The organism is Microvirga massiliensis, assembly GCF_001006805.1.
GTDB lineage: Bacteria > Pseudomonadota > Alphaproteobacteria > Rhizobiales > Beijerinckiaceae > Microvirga > Microvirga massiliensis.
Genome location: NZ_LN811351.1, coordinates 507,318 through 525,656, shown reverse-complemented (window position 1 = coordinate 525,656; position 18,339 = coordinate 507,318). Strand labels below are relative to the sequence as shown.

The 18,339-nt window shown below is 64.2% G+C and carries 14 protein-coding genes; 6 read left to right on the top strand and 8 right to left on the bottom strand.

Going from position 1 to position 18,339, the window contains the following annotated elements:
• Positions 1 to 45: 45 nt before the first annotated feature.
• The 6 genes from BN1233_RS07565 to BN1233_RS07535 form a co-directional block, all read right to left on the bottom strand.
• Positions 46 to 732: a helix-turn-helix domain-containing protein gene (locus tag BN1233_RS07565; RefSeq protein WP_082145244.1), complete on the bottom strand. Its 687-nt coding sequence runs from the start codon at positions 730 to 732 to the stop codon at positions 46 to 48.
• A gap of 148 nt (positions 733 to 880) precedes the next feature.
• Positions 881 to 1,831 (bottom strand): oxygenase MpaB family protein, encoded by a 951-nt coding sequence (locus BN1233_RS07560; RefSeq protein ID WP_244470962.1) that lies wholly within the window; start codon positions 1,829 to 1,831, stop codon positions 881 to 883.
• The gene (locus tag BN1233_RS07555) at positions 1,800 to 2,804 is read right to left on the bottom strand and encodes an SDR family oxidoreductase (protein ID WP_046862878.1); all 1,005 of its coding nucleotides are present in this window, start codon (positions 2,802 to 2,804) and stop codon (positions 1,800 to 1,802) included. Before BN1233_RS07555 ends, BN1233_RS07560 begins: the two co-directional genes overlap by 32 nt.
• A gap of 182 nt (positions 2,805 to 2,986) precedes the next feature.
• Positions 2,987 to 3,694, bottom strand: a complete 708-nt coding sequence (locus BN1233_RS07550; protein ID WP_052763727.1) for a hypothetical protein — start codon at positions 3,692 to 3,694, stop codon at positions 2,987 to 2,989.
• Between the two features lie 480 nt (positions 3,695 to 4,174).
• Positions 4,175 to 6,055, bottom strand: coding sequence for a molecular chaperone HtpG (gene htpG / locus BN1233_RS07540; RefSeq protein WP_046862876.1), 1,881 nt, complete (start codon positions 6,053 to 6,055; stop codon positions 4,175 to 4,177).
• Positions 6,056 to 6,246: 191 nt separating this feature from the next.
• Positions 6,247 to 7,440, bottom strand: coding sequence for an amidohydrolase family protein (locus BN1233_RS07535; protein WP_046862875.1), 1,194 nt, complete (start codon positions 7,438 to 7,440; stop codon positions 6,247 to 6,249).
• Between the two features lie 98 nt (positions 7,441 to 7,538).
• Here BN1233_RS07535 and BN1233_RS07530 point away from each other — a divergent pair, with 98 nt between their 5' ends.
• The 6 genes from BN1233_RS07530 to BN1233_RS07505 all read left to right on the top strand — a co-directional run bounded on the left by BN1233_RS07530 (position 7,539) and on the right by BN1233_RS07505 (position 15,053).
• Positions 7,539 to 8,345 (top strand): GntR family transcriptional regulator, encoded by an 807-nt coding sequence (locus BN1233_RS07530; RefSeq protein ID WP_052763726.1) that lies wholly within the window; start codon positions 7,539 to 7,541, stop codon positions 8,343 to 8,345.
• 20 nt (positions 8,346 to 8,365) lie between these two features.
• Complete coding sequence (locus BN1233_RS07525) at positions 8,366 to 9,934, top strand: ABC transporter substrate-binding protein (protein WP_046862874.1); 1,569 nt, start codon at positions 8,366 to 8,368, stop codon at positions 9,932 to 9,934.
• A 61-nt stretch (positions 9,935 to 9,995) separates the two neighbouring features.
• On the top strand, positions 9,996 to 10,967 hold the full coding sequence (locus tag BN1233_RS07520; protein WP_046862873.1) for an ABC transporter permease: 972 nt from the start codon (positions 9,996 to 9,998) through the stop codon (positions 10,965 to 10,967).
• Positions 10,964 to 11,869, top strand: coding sequence for an ABC transporter permease (locus tag BN1233_RS07515; protein ID WP_046862872.1), 906 nt, complete (start codon positions 10,964 to 10,966; stop codon positions 11,867 to 11,869). The genes BN1233_RS07520 and BN1233_RS07515 overlap by 4 nt, the downstream gene beginning before the upstream one ends.
• Positions 11,866 to 13,635, top strand: a complete 1,770-nt coding sequence (locus BN1233_RS07510; RefSeq protein ID WP_046862871.1) for a dipeptide ABC transporter ATP-binding protein — start codon at positions 11,866 to 11,868, stop codon at positions 13,633 to 13,635. The genes BN1233_RS07515 and BN1233_RS07510 overlap by 4 nt, the downstream gene beginning before the upstream one ends.
• A complete protein-coding gene (locus tag BN1233_RS07505; RefSeq protein ID WP_046862870.1) occupies positions 13,602 to 15,053 on the top strand; it encodes an amidohydrolase family protein in 1,452 nt (483 codons plus the stop codon). Before BN1233_RS07510 ends, BN1233_RS07505 begins: the two co-directional genes overlap by 34 nt.
• Positions 15,054 to 15,243: 190 nt before the next feature.
• Here BN1233_RS07505 and phnN read toward each other — a convergent pair whose 3' ends face one another.
• Together phnN and nadC are read right to left on the bottom strand one after the other, a co-directional pair.
• Entirely contained in the window at positions 15,244 to 17,322 is a 2,079-nt protein-coding gene (gene phnN / locus BN1233_RS07500) for a phosphonate metabolism protein/1,5-bisphosphokinase (PRPP-forming) PhnN (RefSeq protein ID WP_046862869.1), read from the bottom strand.
• A 15-nt stretch (positions 17,323 to 17,337) separates the two neighbouring features.
• Entirely contained in the window at positions 17,338 to 18,171 is an 834-nt protein-coding gene (gene nadC / locus BN1233_RS07495) for a carboxylating nicotinate-nucleotide diphosphorylase (protein WP_046862868.1), read from the bottom strand.
• Positions 18,172 to 18,339: the final 168 nt, after the last annotated feature.

Below are 18,339 nucleotides of genomic sequence, written 5' to 3'. Positions count from 1 at the left end.
ACATGCGAAATGCCTGCCAGCAGCGCAGAAAGCAATATCCGTAAGTCATCGGGCGGAATGGCGTGGATAGATAATGATAGATAGATAGGTCATGGGCTTGACGAGCAGTTCCTCCGGGCCGTGCACCGCGCCCGAGTCGAAAAGAAGAGAATCACCAGGCTTGAGATGATAGCTGCAATCGGCGTGCCGGTAGATCACCTCGCCAGTGAGCATATAGATGAACTCCGTCCCCGAGTGCCGGAAGTTGGTGTACGGGTCGGCGTCGCCTTTCAACGTGATTAGGTAGGGCTCGACGACGATATCGCCGCCCAACGCATGTCCGAGCAGTTCATAAACGTGCCCGACCTTCGTTCCGCGTCGTTCGATGATCACGCCCTGACCAACTCGGACATAGGAGCAGTCGCGCTTCTCCTCGACGGCCGTGAATAACGAACTGAAGGGGACATTGAGCGCGTTGGCAATGGCTTGGATGGACGACAATGAAGCGGAGATCTGGCCGTTCTCGATTTTGGAGATCATGCCGATGGAAATCCCGGCAGCCCCGGCTAAATCCGCCACCGAGAGGTCGCGCTCACGCCGCAACAGCCGGATCTGTAAACCAAGCGCCTTCTCCAGCGAGCGGAGATCTTCTGCAGGAGCGCTCGACCCCGTCCTCAGGTCGGCAGAGGCAGCCGAGTCTGGAGATGCGGTCGCGGGATCGGTTTTGGCGGGGCGGGCTGAGAGCTTGGACATCCCGGCTATATAAGCTGTCCGAGCAGCCATGTTCACGCAGAAAATACCGGACGATCGTGGCTGGCCTCTGCATCGGCCGCGGCAGGGATCCGTCCAGTATGCGCACCCATGAAACTGGCTTGGTCTTCGGCCCGAGCTCGCTTGGCAGTCACCCGCCCATCGATGTGCGGCCAATCCAGAGCCTGTTGAGCGTTCGTGTCACGAGATCGGGCCCGGCGCGCCCGGTCAGTCGTGCAACGGCCTCCTGATAGGGCGCCACATGCCGGATGCGGTCCGGCAGCAAAGGATAGGTGCGTCGGGCGAATTCCAGCGTGCGGGCTGCGCGCCGCTGCTCGCGAGGGCCGAAGGGCAGCGCGAAGCCCTCGCGCAGGGGCTCTGGAACCAAGGACGCCGTGACGTCACGGTACCAGCCTGGCACCGGAAGCCGTTCTGCGCCTCTCAGGACGCTCCGTCCGATGTCCCGCGCCGCGCTCCCGACCGTCAGCGTATCGGAATTGACCATGGCGTCGACATAGCGGTTGAACGCGACCCAGTCGGATGGCTGCGCCTCGAGTGGAATGCCGAACAGCACCCCGAGAATGCGAGCCTCGCCATAGTAGCGCTCTCGCGCCTCAGTCCCGAGCCGCGGCAGCACGAGTTCGTAAGCGGCCAAGGCGGTATCCACCAGGGTGGCATGGACCCACATCAGGGCGGAGGTTTCATTTGCGACGTATCGGGAGCCCTTTGGAAATGGCCCCATCGTCTCCGGCATCGTCCCCGTGATGGCCCCGTGACGCCGGTGCAGACGCCGCGCCATTGCCAAGGACTGATCGAGCGAGCCGAAGACCAGCGTGAAGACGATCTGAAAGGTGCGGTGGAATCGTCCGATCGGATCCGCGAGAGCGTTGGAGTGCTCCGCGATGGCAGTCGCAACCCAGGGGTGCGCGAGCTGCATCAGGAGCGCGCGGCCGGCGCCCAGGAAGACGAGCGCCTCCCGGTCGATCTGCCAGACGACCGAGTTCGGGCCGAACACGCCTTCGGCAGAGCCTGCAGCCGAAGCACGGACGGCTTCGAGACCTCGCTCGAGGTCAGCGGCGCTGACGATGGTTGGATCGCCCATAAGCGGCTGCCGTGGTCCCCAGAATGAGTGCGGCGGCCCCTGCCACGGCGAGGCCAATCCGGGTAGCGCGGCGCCCCGCCGGCACGCCCTTCCGCTGTCTCCACCCTCCGCTGATGCTCGTGCCCTGGGGCACCGGCCACATCAGAGCCCCCTCCGACCGTGGCGCGGGTTGGGCCTGCCGGAGCGCACGACGGATGAAGGCTCCCGCCAGTTGCTCGGTCGGGCGCCGTGCAATCGTATAGGCGATCTGAGCCGCCCGCGCCGGCCAGCCGACAGCAACCTCGTCACGAGGCCAGCGGGCGAGGCTTACGATCGTTTCGGCAACATCCTCCGGCGCGTAGATCAAAGGCCCGATGTCGATCTGCCGACCCGACATATTGGCGCCGTGCACGAATCCCGGCGTATCGATAATTGCCGGGAAGACACCGCAGACATGGATGTCGGGATGGCTGCCGAGTTCCTGGCGCAGACTGGCCGCGAAGCCGCGCAATCCGAACTTGCTCGCCGTGTAGGCAGCCGCGAACGGGTTCGGAGCCCAAGCGGCAAGGGAAATGGTGTTGATCAGAACGCCGCGACCCTGGTGCAGGAAGAGCGGCAGGACGGCATAGGCGCCGTACATCGCGCCGAGCAGGTTCACTTCGATGGTGCGACGGTGCAGCTCGAGCGGTGCATCCGTGTAAGGCCCGAAGACGCCGGTTCCGGCGTTGTTGACCCAGACGTCGATTCCCCCGAAAGCTCTCTCGGACGCGTGAGCCAGTGCGGCCACGGCTGCTGGGTCGGTGACATCCGTCGGGACGGCGATCGCCTCGCCTCCCACTCGTCTGCACTCGTTTGCCACATCCTCGAGCACATCGCCGCGGCGAGCCGCCAAGGACACGCGCGCGCCGCACCGGGCAAAGGCCAGGGCCGTTGCACGGCCAATGCCGCTCGATGCGCCGGTTACGACAACGGATGCTCCATACAGATCACGCATCGCCGAAATGCCATGGGTTACTCACGCTGCAGGGCGTCATCTCCCCGCAGCGGAATGCCCGCCAACGGCGGGGCGGCGGATTGGTTCCGGCGTCGACGAGCGAATGCCGACAAGTGCGGACGCGATCTTGCCGTCGGCGCTACACCGGCCGGTCTGCAGCCACTCCGCGTCTTCCTGCTGCCCTACAGGACACAGCCGCAACGCGCACTGCGCGCGTAGGTCAACAACGCTGCTGGTGCATCCGCATGGGTCGAGATGAAAGCGTCGATCATGCTCTCGGCCTGTTCCGGGAAGGCGGAGTGCCAATGGCCGAGGCCATGCAGGGCGCTTTCCTGGCAGGCGATCGAGTCGAGCCGGAGGATCACTGCCATCGTCTCGAGCGCTGCCGCGTGCAACAACCGGCGATCCTCCGGCTCGGGCCCACCGAACACGGGTATGATATCCCACCACATGTAGCAGATGGAGTTCAGCGGGGCGGCACCATGCCAATCACAATGGGACAGGTGAGGCGAGCAGCGCGGAAGAAAGAGCTTGCGGAACAGGCTCTCGCACGCGCGAACGCACCGGACGCGCATTGCGATGGGAAGGGCCGGCTCGTCGAGGCAGAGCATGTGCTCGCCGAGGCCAGGACTGATCATGTACCAGAGGCCCTTGTTGAGCTCTTCATCCGTGAAGCCAATCAGCGCCGGGCAAGGATCCTCGAACAGCCGGATCACGTATTCCGCCGTGAGGGCGGCCGGACCGTTCCAGTATGGCGCCTCAGGGTCCGAGTGCCACTCCGGGCCCTCTGCCGGGTGGTCGAAGACGAAATAGACCCAGTCCTCGAAGGACAGGTGGGTGAGTTCCCGCACCATGGATGCCCCGCACGTCGTCGCCCACACGATACGCATGTCACAGGCGAATGTCGTGCCTGAACCACCCTGCCCTCTCTTTACATTCCACTCCGGCGAGGACTTCGGCCTTGCCGTTGCCTTGCGTTCATCTCGCCAGGGGTAAGATCGTGGCGGGATGTGATGTGAGGACCTCACTCATGGAGGTCGATGTGGTTCAGGTGCTTGCATTCGTTGTCGCGCTCGCGTTCTCGTTTCCGGCCTTGGCTGACAGCAGCCCGAGCCAACCAGAGGCGAGCACGATCGCTCAGCACATGGAGTGGTCACGCAAATTCGTCCGTGAACCGGACACGACCGGTTCATTGGCTGGTGGCACCCTGTCGGATACCGGTCACCAGAAGTGCCCCCGGAACCCGCGTCTTCGACCGTCTGCCTTTCAACTCTTGGGAGCTCAGGCCTTCCTGTTAGAGGCGCAGGTCGCCCCAAGGCACGGGGCCATGCGCGAGGATTCCGCCGGTCGCGGAGCGCGAGCATGACGCATCAGGGCATGCACCGCCGCATCACGCGTGTGAGCCGCTGTGAGAACGCCTTGGCATCGACTGGAAGCTCGCCATCGAGAACCCGGGCTTCGTCCAGAAGCAGGTGGGCGGCATCGTCCCGAAGCGGCTGCTCGTCGTCCTCGAGCGTCGCCAGGGCAGTAATGAGCTCGTGGTGCGCGTTGATCTCGAGGACCGGCTTCGCGGCCGAGCCCAGCTGCCCGGCTCTTGCCAGAAGCCGCTCGAGCTGGCGGTCCATGCCACTCTCGGGGGCGACGAGACAGACGGCACTCTCGGTCAACCGCTCGGAGGCGCGGACATCCGACACCTGCTCGTCGAGAGTGGCCTTTATGGATGCGATGAGGCGCGTCACGGCCTCTGGTGTTGTCGTTTCGCCTGCGCTCGTTGGCTCGATCAGCGGGATCAAGGCGAGGTCTGCGGCGCCTTGGGTCACCGACTTGAAGGGCTTGCCCTCGTAATCGAGCCCCGCGGTCACCCAGAAGCTGTCGACGGGATCCGGCAGGAGCAGGACCTCGACCCCGCGCGCCCGGAAGCCTTCGAGCTGAGGCGAGGCCTCTAGACGGGCGAGATCGGGACCGGTCACATAGTAGATCGCAGTCTGGTTCGGCTTCAGCGCGCCGAGATAATCCTGGATCGAGCGCCACCCGCCTGCGGACGCCGTTGTCCTGAACCGGGCGAGTCCCAGCAATTGCTGACGCCGCTCGAAATCCTCGTACAGTCCTTCTTTGATGACTGGGCCGAAGTTGTCCCAGATCTTTGCGTAACCCTCCGCGTTGTCGCGCGCGAGCTTCTCAAGCTCGCTCAGCACGCGGTTGGTCACCCCCTTCTTGATAGCGGCCAGGAGCGGACTATCCTGGATCATCTCGCGGGAGACGTTGAGGGGCAGGTCGGCGGAATCCACGAGCCCGCGCACGAAGCGCAGATAACGCGGCAGAAGCTCCGCCTCGTCGGTGATGAAGACCCGCTTTACGTAGAGCTTCATCCGACCGTGGCGATCGGGATCGAACAGGTCGAACGGCGTGGACCCCGGCACGAAGGCCAGCGTCGTGTATTCATGCCGGCCCTCGGCGCGGAAATGGACAGTCAGCGCCGGCTCGTCGAACTGGCCCACGACACTCCGGTAGAAATCCGTGTACTCCTCGGCCGAGATCTCGGCCTTGGGCCTTGCCCAGAGCGCCGCACCATCCGCGATCTCTTGCGGCACAGCGCCGGGTTTCTCGACAATCGAGATCGGCACCGGGACATGGCCCGATTGCGCCCTGACGATGCGCTCGAGCGTGAAGCGCTCGGCATAGGAGGCCGCATTCTCCATGAGATGCAGGACCACGCGCGTTCCGCGGGCTGGCGCCTCTGCGATCTCCACCGGTGCGATCGTGTAGGATCCCTTGCCGTCGGACGACCAGAGCGAGGCCTCCTCCGAGCCGGCCCGGCGCGAGACGACATCGATTCGGTCGGCGACCATGAAGGCCGAATAGAAGCCGATCCCGAACTGGCCGATGAGCTGTGCCCCCTCGGCTCCCTGGGCGGCCTCTAGCCGCTCCATGAAGGCCCTGGTGCCTGAGCGTGCAATGGTTCCGAGCGCCTCGGCCATCTCGACCCGGCTCATGCCGATGCCGTTGTCCTCGACCGTGAGCCAGCGGTTCTCGGCATCCGCCACGAGCGTGATCCTGGGCTTGGGATCCTCTCCGAGGAGCGCCGGATCCGAGATCGCTTCGTAACGCAGCTTCTCACAGGCATCCGCCGCATTCGAGATCAACTCGCGCAGGAAGACGTCCCGGTCCGAATAGACGGAATGCACCATGAGGTGCAGCAATCTCGCGACATCGGCCTCAAAGGCATGGCTCTCGGGGGTGGCAGTCGTCATGGCTTCAAAATGGTCTGCTTGGCTTTCCGGGCGGCGAGATGGCGGCTTTCGGCCAGGATTTCAAGCGGCGATTGGGCGGCCGCATTTCCCGGCGGTACGATCTTCGAGTGAGCGGCGGCTCCTCATCTCGTCCGCGCTCACGGTATCACGATCACGGTCCTCAGTCGCCATAGGAGCGTCCTGGTGCGGAGTCAGGCGGCTGTAGTCACTTCGCCATCACGCACAACGATGCGGCCGCCCTTGACCACCGTCCGCTTCGCTGGGCGACTGACGACAGCTTCCGCCGGAACCTCGCCGGGCACGATAAGCAGGTCCGCAGCGCAGCCCACCTCCAGCCCATAATCCGCCAGGGCCATCACCGTGGCACCTCCGCGTGTGCAAGCGTTGAGCGCCAGAGCAATCTCCTCGTCCTCGCGGAAATTGTTACGCAGGCCGATGAGCATGGCCCGCTCCAGCATGTCGGCATTCCCATACGGGCTCCAGGAATCCCGAATGCCGTCAGAACCGGCGCAGACTACGAGCCCAGCCTCTGCGCATTCGCGCACCGGCGGCACGGGTCGGCTCGGAGCGCCCGTTGTCATGACCGCGATGCGCTCGCGGGCAAGCTGATCGATGAGCGAACGCGCATAGTCGCGATCGCTCATGCCTAGGCAAAAGGCGTGGCTCACCACGACGCGGCCCTGCATGCCGAGCGCCCGTGTCCGTTCGATGATCAGCTCCATCGCGAATCCGCCGAGTTCGGCCGGCTCGTGCAGATGGATGTCCACAGGCCGCCCAAACTCCTGCGCCAAGCCGAAAATGGCGTCGAGATGGCCTTTGGGATCTCGGTCGATGGCATTGGGATCTAGACCGCCGACCACCTCCGCGCCGAGCCGCATGGCCTCGCGCATTAATTCGAGCGTGCCGGGTCGCACGAGGAGGCCCGATTGCGGAAATGCGACGATCTCGACATGGATGCGATCGCGGTAGCGTTCGCGCATGCGCATGACGCCTTCGATCCCGGACAGGCCCACCTCCGTATCGACGTCGATATGGGTTCGGATGTGCGTTGAGCCCATCCGCAGCGACTGGAGCGCCTGCCGGCCAGACTGACGCTCGGGCTCAATATCGAGTTCGCGGCGCTGGCGACGCTCCGTCTCGATCTTGTCGATGAGACGCGGCCCTGCGGCATGCGGCTTCCAGGGCATGCCCCACATCGTCTTGTCGAGATGGGTATGGGCCTCGATGAGGCCCGGCAGAAGCAGTTCGCCGGCGCCGTCTAGGACCGGGATCGACGGTTCGGCGCCGCCCGCGCTCATCGCTGCAATGCGCCCGCTCCTGACGAGGACGTCCGTTGCCGGACCGCCCATCGGCCTGACGTTCCTGATCAGCAGATCACTGGTCATCAATGCCTCGCTCCTGTGCGTCCCCTGCTGAAAATTTGCGCTTGGATTCAATTCGGTGACAGTATTGGACACAATCCGTTACGACAACGGGATCCGAAATGGCCGATCAGCCGGCGCATACGGGACTCATTTGGAGGGAACGCCCGGGCCGCGGAAGGCCGACGGCCGAGCGTCCCACCTCCCCGGCGGCCGATCGCGCCGACGCCGTCTATGCCGACCTGAGGCGGGCCATCATCGAGCAATCGCTGATGCCGGGCGACAAGCTTCCCGAAGACACGATCGGCGAGAGTTTTGGCGTCAGTCGGACACTGGTGAGGGGGGCTCTGACCCGCCTCGTCGCGGACGGCCTCGTCGAACAGTGGAAGAATCGAGGGTCTTTCGTGGCGAGCCCGAGCCTCGTCGAGGCGCAGCAAGTCTTCGACGTGCGCCGGCAACCCGAAGGGCTCGTCGTCGAGCGCCTCGCCGGTGCCCTCGCGCGCGAACACGCGAACCGTCTGCATGGCCATGTCGCCGCTGAGAAGCGGTTTCACGGCAAGGAGGGGCCGGAAGCGATCCGCCTGGCCGGCGAGTTCCACGTGCTGCTCGCCGAGCTCACGGGCAACACCCTGCTCGCGCGCTATGTCTCCGAGGTCGTCTCCCGCTCGTCCCTGATCCTTGCGCTCTACAGCCGCCCGCACCCGTCGGAGTGTGGCGCCAGCGAGCATGCAGAGATCATTGAGGCGCTGATCGCAGGAAATGCTGCCAGGGCACGATACCTTATGGACCATCATCTCGGCGCGGTTCAGGAGCGCGCCCTGCTGCCGAAACCCGGCGCTGCCGGGCGCAGCCTCAAGGATGTGCTCGTCCGCTATGCGGAACCTCGCGAACCCTTGCCGATGGCATCGCCGACTCAACGGCGAGCATGACTGACCAGAGGAGAACCATAATGAAACGCATAACTGCCACTGCAACGCTTGTCGCTGGACTGACGATCCTGACCGCGCCCCTCCAGGCGAACACCCTGCGGTGGTCGTCCCAGGGCGATATCGCGACCATGGATCCATACGCGCATACGGAGAGCTTCACCTCCAACATGCACCACTACGTCTACGACCCGCTCGTGCGGCGCAACCGCAAGCTCGAGATCGAGCCGGCCCTGGCGACGAGCTGGTCCATTGTGGCACCGGACCGCTGGCGCTTCGTCCTTCGGCAGGGAGTGAAATTCCACAACGGGAACCCCTTCACCGCAGACGACGTGGTGGCCTCCGTCACTCGCATTCTCGACCCCTCTGCCCGAGCCCGCGGAAACCTCGCCAACGTGATCCGCGCCGAAAAGGTCGACGACTTCACCGTCGATTTCGTTCTGAACGGCCCCTACCCGCTCCTTCTCAATGACCTGTCCGGCCTCTTCATCATGGACAAGGAGTGGATGGAGGCGAACAACGCGACGAAGCCCGGCAATATTGCGACGGGCGTCACCACCTTCGCTTCCACCAATGCGAACGGCACCGGCCCCTTCAAACTCGAAAGCTACCAGCCGGACAGCCGCACCGTGATGGTCGTGAATGAGAATTGGTGGGACAAGCCCGAGCACAACCTCACCCGCATAGAGTTCCGGCCGATCAAGTCCGACGCGACGCGCGTCGCAGCCCTTTTGTCCGGCGAGATCGACATGATCGCGCCGGCTCCCCTCCAGGATCTCGCTCGCATCGATGCCGCCAACGGGTATAAGGTCATCGAGGAGCCGTCGCTGCGCCTCATCTTCCTCGGCATGAATTGGCGTCCCGAACTGCATGCCGCGCCAGGCCAGAAGAACCCGCTGCTCGACCTGAAGGTGCGACAGGCCCTCTGGCACGCCGTGGACCTCGAAACGATCAAGAAACGCGTGATGCGCGGGAAATCCCGCAACGTGGGAATCCTCGTCGCACCGCCCGTGCCCGGCTATTCCGCCGAGATCGACAAGCCTCTCGCCTATGACCCCGACAAGGCGAAGAAGATGCTCGCCGAAGCCGGCTATCCCAACGGCTTTAAGGTCGGCCTTGCCTGCCCGAACGACCGCTACATCGCGGACGAACAGACTTGCGTCGCGATTGCTGCCATGTGGTCGCGCATCGGGGTGCAGGTCGATCTCAAGACGGAGAGCCGCACGACCTATTTCCCCAAGGTCGATCGGGGCGAGACCGACATCTACATGCTCGGCTGGGCGACGCTCCCGCCAATGGATGGCTACAGCGTTCTCTCGGCAATCCTTGCCTCGCGCAAGGATACCTTCGGTGGCAACAATCCGAACGGTCTCGTCAATGCGCGTCTCGACGAGCTCGCCCGCGCCGCTGGCGTGGAACTCGACGAGGGCAAGCGCCGGGCCATGCTTACCGAGGCATTGAAGATCGCTCACGACGAGGCGATGTTCATTCCTCTTCATCAGCAGCCCGTGGCCTGGGCCGTGAAGAGCTCGATCGAGGTTCCGCAATTCGCGGACGAGTATGTACGGCTCTGGTATGCAAAGATGAAGTGATCGCCTGATTTGAGACACTCCAGAGGGAATGCCGTCACGCGGCATTCCCGGGAGAAACGTGATGATCACCGTGATCCTCACCCGGCTGGGACAGGCCGTCCTGGTCATGCTGGCTGTGACTGCCGTCGCCTTTCTGATGTTCCGCTTCGTCGGTGATCCCGTGTCCATCATGGCACGGGAAGACGCCACGGTGGCTGAGAAGGAAGAACTGCGCCGAACGCTCGGTCTCGACCAGCCCATTGTCGTCCAATACGGCCACTTCCTGGGCCGCGTTGCCTCGGGTGATCTCGGCATCAGCTACCGCAACCAGCGGCCCGTGACGACGCTCATCGCCGAACGCCTGCCCGCGACTCTGGAACTGGTGATCGTGGCGACGATCCTCTCCCTGGCGCTTGGCATTCCGCTCGGCGTGATCTCCGCCCTACATCCTGACGGGGTTCTGGCACGGATCATCCAGACCGTATCCCTGATCGGCATCTCGACTCCGACCTTCGTCACCGGAATCGCGCTCATCCTGATCTTCTCCGTGTCGTTCCAGATCCTGCCCTCCTTCGGCAGGGGGGACGTGGTGACATTGGGCTGGTGGACGACGGGATTTCTCACGGCGAGCGGGTTGAAATCGCTGATCCTGCCGGCCATCACGCTGGCGCTCTATTCCCTGACATTGATCATGCGCCTCGTGCGCTCGGAGATGATCGATGTCCTTTCCACCGACTATATCCGCTACGCACGGGCGCGCGGCCTGCCAGCCCGCTACATCCATTACCGCCTTGCGCTGCGAAACGCGCTGATGCCGGTCATCACCGTAACCGGGTTGCAGATCGGCTCGCTCATTGCCTTCGCGATCATCACCGAGACGGTGTTCCAGTGGCCGGGCATGGGGCTCCTCTTCATCCAGGCCGTGAGCTTCGTCGATATCCCCGTGATGTCGGCCTACCTGCTCTTCGTCGGCTTTCTCTTCGTTCTCATCAACACGCTGGTCGACATTCTCTATGCCATCGTCGATCCGCGCCTGCGGGTCCGTTCGTCATGAGCACGATCACCCTGCGCCTGCGCCGTTCACATATTCCGCTCTCGGTCCTGCTGGCAGCGATCATTGCGCTGGTCATGGTGGGTTCGGCGCTGTTCGCACCCTGGATCGCCCCGACCGATCCGACCGACATTGCAACTTTCAATCTCATCGATGCCGAGATCCCTCCGGCCTTCATGCAGGACGGTGATCCGCGCTTCCTTCTCGGCACCGACAACCAGGGCCGCGATCTCCTGTCGGCGATCCTTTACGGCGCGCGAGTCTCGCTTGCGATCGGCGGCGGCGCCGTGCTGGTGGCGGCAACACTCGGCGTAGGTCTCGGGCTGCTCGCGGGCTATTTCGGCGGCTGGGTGGACGGCGTGATCATGCGCATCGCCGACGTGATCCTGAGCTTTCCCACGATCCTGCTTGCGCTTCTTGTCAGCGGCATAGCCCGGGCGGTTTTTCCGAACGCCGGCGCTGCGGAATGGGCGCCCATCATCCTGATCGGCGCCATCGCCGTGCATGAATGGGTGCAGTATGCGCGCACGGTCCGCGCCGCCGCCATGGTCGAGGTCAACCGCGACTACGTGAAGGCCGCCAAGGTGATCGGGCTGCCTTCACGCCGCATCATGCTTCGCCACATTCTGCCCAACGTCATGGGGCCGGTCCTGGTCATCGCGACGATCAACCTTGCTGCCGCGATCTTGACCGAGGCGACGCTGTCCTTCCTCGGCGTCGGCATGCCGCCGACCTATCCGTCGCTCGGGACGCTCATCCGCATCGGCAACGAGTTCGTCTTCTCCGGGATCTGGTGGATCGCGGTTTTCCCCGCGATCACACTGGTGCTTTTGGTCCTCGCCGTGAACGTGGTGGGCGACTGGCTTCGCGACCGCTTCAATCCCAAGCTGAGGGCAAGGCGATGACCAGGATTCCCGCTCTCGAGATCCGCGACCTCACCGTCGAATATCCTCTCGTCGATGGCGGGGCGTTTACGGCGGTAGAAGGCGTCAGCCTCTCCATTGCGCCCGGCGAGATCCATGCGCTCGTCGGCGAATCCGGCGCAGGAAAGACGACGATCGGCAATGCGGCCATGGGGTTGCTCGAGGTACCTGGCCGCATCGCCGCAGGCACGATCTCCATTGCCGGTCTCCCCCTCGATCCAACGACCGGACGCACGGCAGGCATCATTCCCGGCCGCGACATCGGCGCGATCTTCCAGGATCCAATGACGAGCCTCAATCCGCTCTTCACCGTGGAGAGCCAGCTCTGCGAAACTTTGCGCTTCCATCTCGGTCTCGACAGGGCCGCCGCGCACGCTCGAGCGCTCGAGCTCCTGAAGGCGGTGGGCATTCCCGAGCCCGAGCGGCGCCTGCGCTCCTATCCGCACCAGCTCTCCGGCGGCCAGCGCCAGCGCGTCGTCATTGCGGCGGCCCTGTCCTGCGATCCCAAGCTCCTCGTTGCCGATGAGCCGACTACAGCGCTCGACGTTTCTGTGCAGGCGCAGATCCTTGCCCTGATCCAGAAACTCGCCCGGGAGCGCGACCTTGGCGTCCTCCTGGTCACGCACAATATGGGCGTAGTGGCCGAGGTCGCGGACCGCGTCACCATCATGTACCGCGGCAAGGCCGTGGAGAGCGGGCCTGTAACAGCAGTCCTCGGCGCACCCCGGCACGATTACGCAAGGAGCCTGATCGGTGCTGTGCCGCGAGTCGATCGCGTCCTCGCACGGCTCCCCGTGGTGGGTCATGAATCGCCGGCAGCCGCTGAGGCGCGGGGCAAGCTGCGAAGCCAGGCGCAGGACCGTGGGAGTGCGCGGTCGGGGATAGCGAAGGGGCCGCTCCTGTCTGTCGAAAACCTCGTGGTGGAATATCGCTCGGGCGGGCTGCTGCCGGGTACGAGGGGCAATGCATTCCGGGCCGTCGACGGAATCTCGTTATCGATCAATGAAGGAGAGATCTTCGGACTCGTCGGTGAATCCGGATGCGGCAAGACGACGGTCGCCAATGTCATTGCAGGCCTCGTGCGGCCGACCGCGGGACGCGTGCTTTTCCGCGGGCAGGACGCGACGATCAAGGCGGAGTCTGCTGCCAAGCGGGCTCTGCAGATGATCTTCCAGGACCCATACTCGTCGCTGAACCCGCGGATGCGGATCGCCTCGATTCTGGAAGAGCCGATCCTGTTCTACCGGCTCGCCGCGACGCGGCCTGAAGCGGCAGCCGATGCCGATCAACTCCTTCAGGCCGTCGGTCTCGAGAAATCGGTGGGAGAGCGCTATCCCTTCGCGTTTTCCGGCGGGCAGCGGCAGCGGATCTCGATCGCGCGAGCGCTGGCGGCACAACCAACCCTCATGATCTGCGACGAGCCGACCTCCTCTCTCGACGTGTCCGTGCAGGCTCAGATTCTGAACCTGCTCAAGGATTTGCGCGACGCCACCAATCTGACGCTGCTCTTCATCAGTCACGACCTCGCCGTCGTCCGGCAGATGTGCGACCGGCTCGCCGTGATGCAGGCCGGCAAGATCGTCGAGGCCGGGAATTGCGAGACGCTCTTCCGCGCCCCGCAACACGGCTACACCCGCCAGCTCCTCTCCCTCGTGCCTTCCGTCGACAGGATCTGGCGGAGCGACGCGACTTCCACCCCGCAAGGACAAGAAACATGGCCGACATCCTCATCACCCATGGCGTCGTGATCACCGTCGATCCGCAGCGCCGGATCATTGAGGACGGCGCGATCGCGATCGAGAAAGACCGCATCGTCGATATCGGCACGACTGCCGATATCACGGCGCGTCACGGCGCGCCGAAGGTCATCGACGCCGCCGGCAAGGCCGTGCTGCCCGGCCTCGTGGATGGCCACGCCCATGCCGGCCACGGCCTCATCAAGACTATGGGCGGCGGCCGCTCGGATCTCTGGTACGAGGCCTGCGAAAAGGCCTATACCGTCGGCTCCACGCCGGAGTTCTGGCGCGCGGAGGCGCGCCTCGCCGCCCTGGAGCGCCTGCGCTTCGGCGTGACCACGGGTGTCTCGCTGCTCGGCGGCGGCGACACCATCATGCGCACGGACGAGCCGGATTATGGCGACGCGCATTGTCAGGGAGTCGTCGAGGTCGGAACCCGTTCCGTCGTTGCGATTGGACCGACTCGTCCGCCCCATCCCCGCACCTATGCGCGCTGGACGGGCATGGAAAAGCGGGAATTCCCCGTCCGCTTCGAGGATCAGATCGCGACCTGCCGGACTCTGATCGACCGCTGGCATGGGACCCATGGCCAGCGGATCAATATCGCTCTCCTGACACCGACTCTGCGCAGGGAGCATCTCGACGAGTTCAGCACAGAGCTGGTCGAGCAGGCTGTAGCACAGACTAAGGAAGTCAGACGCCTTAGCCGCGAGCACGGCCTCGTGTTCACGCAAGACGGGCATACGACGGGTAGCGTCGCCTATGCCTATGAGCTCAATCTGCTCGGCCCCGACGCCCTCCTCTCTCATTCCACCGATCTCACCGAGGAGGAGATCCGCATCTGTGGCGAGACGGGAACCTGCATCGCTCACAACCCGAGCGCCATTGCCTCAATCCTCGGCCGATGCCCCGCCCCCGAGTTGATCGGAGCCGGCGCCACAGTCTGCATCGGCTCCGACGCCACGGCGCCGGATCGTTCGGCCGACATGTTCCGCCACATGCAGCAATGCATGCACTACCACCGCAGGTTCTTCCGCGATCCCAGCGTCCTCGCCCCGGGCAAGGTCCTGGAAATGTGCACGATCAACGGCGCCAAGGCGCTTGGGCTCGAAAAGGAGATTGGTTCACTCGAAATTGGCAAGAAGGCCGACGTCATCCTCGTCGACCTGCGCCGGCCGCACCTCTATCCCGCCAACATGCCGGCGTTCCGGGTTATCTATTTCGCGAACGGCAACGACGTGCACACCGTCCTCGTCAACGGCCGCGTGGTGCTCGAGAATCGCACGGCGACTCAGGTCGACGAGGACGAGATTCTCGACAACGCGCAGCGTGAGACGGAGTTAATGCTGGAGCGCTTGGATCTGCGCCACCTCCTCGACATGCCTGTTACCTTCTGGGACGTGCGCGCCACGGATCAGGTCCGTCACTGAACCTGAGACACCATGGGAGCCCCACAACTGGCACCCAACTGGCCACCTATGACGAGATCACAGCGACTAACCAGCAGGTTTCTGCCCTGCAGCCCAACGGATCAGCCTGTATGCAGCAATCTCCTTCAGCAGCTAACAGGGTGCGGTCTGCAGCCGCCGGCCCTTTGGAGAGTGGACCCTTGCCACACTTTCAGCTGCGAATGCTTTCGACGAGGCAACCTCCAACGAGTTCCTCGTCGAACAGGATGCCATCGTCCCGCGCAGCCATTTCGACAGCCGCATCAAGCTCGGCAGCGGCGCTCGCATGGATCATGTAGAGAGCTTCGCCCGTATTGATGTTGTCTCCAACCCCGCGCAGCAAATCGATGCCTGCCCCCTTGTCCTGCGGAGCGCCCGAGCGGCGCGCGATGCCGGCAATGCGCCAGCCATCGATTTCCGAGATCGTGCCGGAGCGCCGAGCTCGAACCGTGTGAACGAGCGGTCCGGGTCGAACTGGTTGCTCACGGGCTCCCTGTGCAACCACGATCCGATGGAGCGCCTCGCGTGCTTCTCCCGAACGAAGGAGTTCCTCTGCACGGATCCGTCCACGCTGGGGCGTGCCGATGGCCGGGTCCCAGGAGAGGACGCGTGCCGCGAAGCTCAGCGCTTTCTCACGTAGGTCTTGCGGCGCATCCGGATGTCCATCTAGGACCCAATGAACGTCGCGAACCTCGAGCGCAGGACCGATTCCACGGCCGATAGGTCGGCTGCCATCGGTCGGGTATGCCTCCACGTGCAGCCCCGCTCCTCGCCCGACTACCTCGAAAAGGCGGGCAAGATCCCGGGCGTCCACCTCCGTTCGCAACTTTGCACGTTTCCCAAAGGGAAGGTCCACGATGACGTGAGTGGAACCGGCAGTCAGCTTCTTCGAAATGATCGATGCGACAGACCAACGATTGGAATCGATACCGAGTGGCCGTGTGATCGCATTCATCACGTCATCGACGGCGGAATGATTCAGGCGCCCGTTCCATGCGATGCAGGCCCGCGCATCGAAGACGGTCCGGCGTACTTCGTCGACGGTGAGATCGACCCTGGCCAGAGCCTCCATGGCATCCGCGGTTCCCGCCGCCGACGTGATCGCGCGCGACGACGTCTTGGGCATCGCCAGCCCGTGCGCGGCGATGATCGGGGTCACGATGAGCGTGATCCGGCTGCCGGGAATGCCTCCCATCGAGTGCTTATCCACCACGATGGGTTCATCCCAGCGGATCGGCGTCGCGAATTGCGCCCTCACCTTCGCAAGTGCGACGACTTCCGCATCGGTAAGCGAGCGTGTTGCTGCAACCAGGAATGCAGCGATCTCCGACTCAGGATACCGCCCCTCCACGATATCCCGGAGAAGCATCTCGTATTGCGCCGCGCCGAGTTCGCCGCCCTGCACCTTCCTGCGCAGCGCATCACGGCTGTGTTGCGGGGGGGTCCGGCTTAAGGTGACCTGTGCGTCCGCCGGCAAACCGAGAACCCGGAATGCCTCCCGCGACAAGCCGAGTTCGTCCGGCTCGAGAAGCCAGCCCGGCTCCACGATATTGATCCGGGCTCGTATGCTCCGCCCATCACCCGTGATGTCGACGCGGCTTGGACCGTCATAATCACCTGCCCCGACGATGCTGTCCGCCGGGATATAGGCGATGTGATCTCGCCATCCGTCGATTGGCACAGGCTTGAGGAAAAGGCGACGCGCAGAGGTTTCCAACGCGGCGAGAAAGCGCTCCACTCCCTCCTCTGGAGAAGAGTCGTTCTGGACAATGATGGACTCGATCCCATCCGGCAACGCAAGATCGGCGCGCAGCAGCCGGGCCTCAATATCCGATGGCCTCTCCCGTCCCCGTGAAGCGAGCCTCGCGGCGAGAAGCGTCCGCGGAGCGGTGACAACGACTGCGACGACGCGGGGAACCTTGCGAGCGAGCCGGTCGAGGGCTCCCCGGGATCCGTTCGCGATGACGTGACGCCCCTTCGTGAGCTCATCGAGCAAGCTGGACCGGAGGCCGTAAGCCAGACCGTGCGCCCGCCAGGACACGAGCAGTTCGCCACCACGCTCAAGCGCCTCGAACGCTGCGTCGTCGATGGCCTCGTGGTCCTCCCCGCCCGCATTCGCGGGCCGCGTGATAAGGCGACGGGCGAACACATAGCGCCCGCTTTCTCCGAGTGCGCCCCTGGCCGCATCGATCAGAGTGTCCTTGCCGGCTCCGCTCGGCCCGACGACGACGAAGAGAATGCCCGGGCGCATGGGAGGACTTTCGCCTTACGCTTCATCCAGACCAATATCGACCGCGGGAGCAGACTGGGTGATCTTGCTGGTCGAGATGTAGTCGACACCCGTCTCCGCAATTGGGCGGATTGTGTCGAGACGAATGCCGCCCGACGCCTCGAGTTTGGCGCGTCCGTCGACAAGGGCAACGGCCTCGCGCATATCCGGCACCGACATGTTGTCGAGCATGATGACGTCGGCGCCGGCTGCGACTGCCTCACGCACCTGCTCGAGACGGTCGCACTCGACCTCGATTTTCGTGAGCACCGGCAGTTTTTTGCGGGCCCGGTCAACGGCAGCGGAGATCCCGCCGCACACCGCAATGTGGTTGTCCTTGATCATGACCCCGTTATCGAGCCCGAGGCGGTGATTCAGGCCGCCACCACAGGTAACGGCATGCTTCTCCAGCATGCGCAGGCCTGGCGTGGTCTTTCGCGTGTCGATCAGGCGGGCGCGCGTGCCCGCAATGGCATCCACATACCGGGCCGTTTCAGTGGCGATGCCGGAGAGGCGCTGCACGATGTTGAGTGCCGTCCGTTCGGCCGTCAGGATGCCGCGCGCTGGACCCTGGACTGACAGCAGGATCGCCCCTTTCTGCACGCGCTGCCCGTCACGCGCCGCCATCTCGACGGTGAGCATCGGCTCATAGCGCCGGAATATGGCTGCCGCCACGTCGAGGCCCGCGACGATCATGGGCTCCCGGGCATTCATGTGGAATGCGCCCGTCTCACTTTCCTCGATCATCACCTGGGCAGTAAGATCGCAGGAGCCGATGTCTTCGTGAAGCCAGAGATCGATCAGGCGCTCGATGATGAAACGGTCGTACATGCGTACCGCCCTCGTGAACGACGCGTCCCCGAGCCGAACAGCGGATCGCGCCGGGGGAGCTTGGCGGTTCGGCGACCCGTCCTGGTTTTCATTTGTATGCGAACGATGGTTCGTACCAGGAACGCTGTCAAGCGGTGATTGCGGTGTTCGCCAAGGTGCCCAGTAGGC

Coding starts and splice junctions, on each gene's coding strand:
- BN1233_RS07565 (WP_082145244.1), bottom strand. CDS start 732: ATGTCCAAGCTCTCAGCCCGCCCCGCCAAAACCGATCCCGCGACCGCA.
- BN1233_RS07550 (WP_052763727.1), bottom strand. CDS start 3,694: ATGCGTATCGTGTGGGCGACGACGTGCGGGGCATCCATGGTGCGGGAA.
- BN1233_RS07535 (WP_046862875.1), bottom strand. CDS start 7,440: ATGACCAGTGATCTGCTGATCAGGAACGTCAGGCCGATGGGCGGTCCG.
- BN1233_RS07560 (WP_244470962.1), bottom strand. CDS start 1,831: ATGGGCGATCCAACCATCGTCAGCGCCGCTGACCTCGAGCGAGGTCTC.
- htpG (WP_046862876.1), bottom strand. CDS start 6,055: ATGACGACTGCCACCCCCGAGAGCCATGCCTTTGAGGCCGATGTCGCG.
- BN1233_RS07520 (WP_046862873.1), top strand. CDS start 9,996: ATGATCACCGTGATCCTCACCCGGCTGGGACAGGCCGTCCTGGTCATG.
- BN1233_RS07555 (WP_046862878.1), bottom strand. CDS start 2,804: ATGCGTGATCTGTATGGAGCATCCGTTGTCGTAACCGGCGCATCGAGC.
- phnN (WP_046862869.1), bottom strand. CDS start 17,322: ATGCGCCCGGGCATTCTCTTCGTCGTCGTCGGGCCGAGCGGAGCCGGC.
- nadC (WP_046862868.1), bottom strand. CDS start 18,171: ATGTACGACCGTTTCATCATCGAGCGCCTGATCGATCTCTGGCTTCAC.
- BN1233_RS07515 (WP_046862872.1), top strand. CDS start 10,964: ATGAGCACGATCACCCTGCGCCTGCGCCGTTCACATATTCCGCTCTCG.
- BN1233_RS07525 (WP_046862874.1), top strand. CDS start 8,366: ATGAAACGCATAACTGCCACTGCAACGCTTGTCGCTGGACTGACGATC.
- BN1233_RS07530 (WP_052763726.1), top strand. CDS start 7,539: ATGGCCGATCAGCCGGCGCATACGGGACTCATTTGGAGGGAACGCCCG.
- BN1233_RS07510 (WP_046862871.1), top strand. CDS start 11,866: ATGACCAGGATTCCCGCTCTCGAGATCCGCGACCTCACCGTCGAATAT.
- BN1233_RS07505 (WP_046862870.1), top strand. CDS start 13,602: ATGGCCGACATCCTCATCACCCATGGCGTCGTGATCACCGTCGATCCG.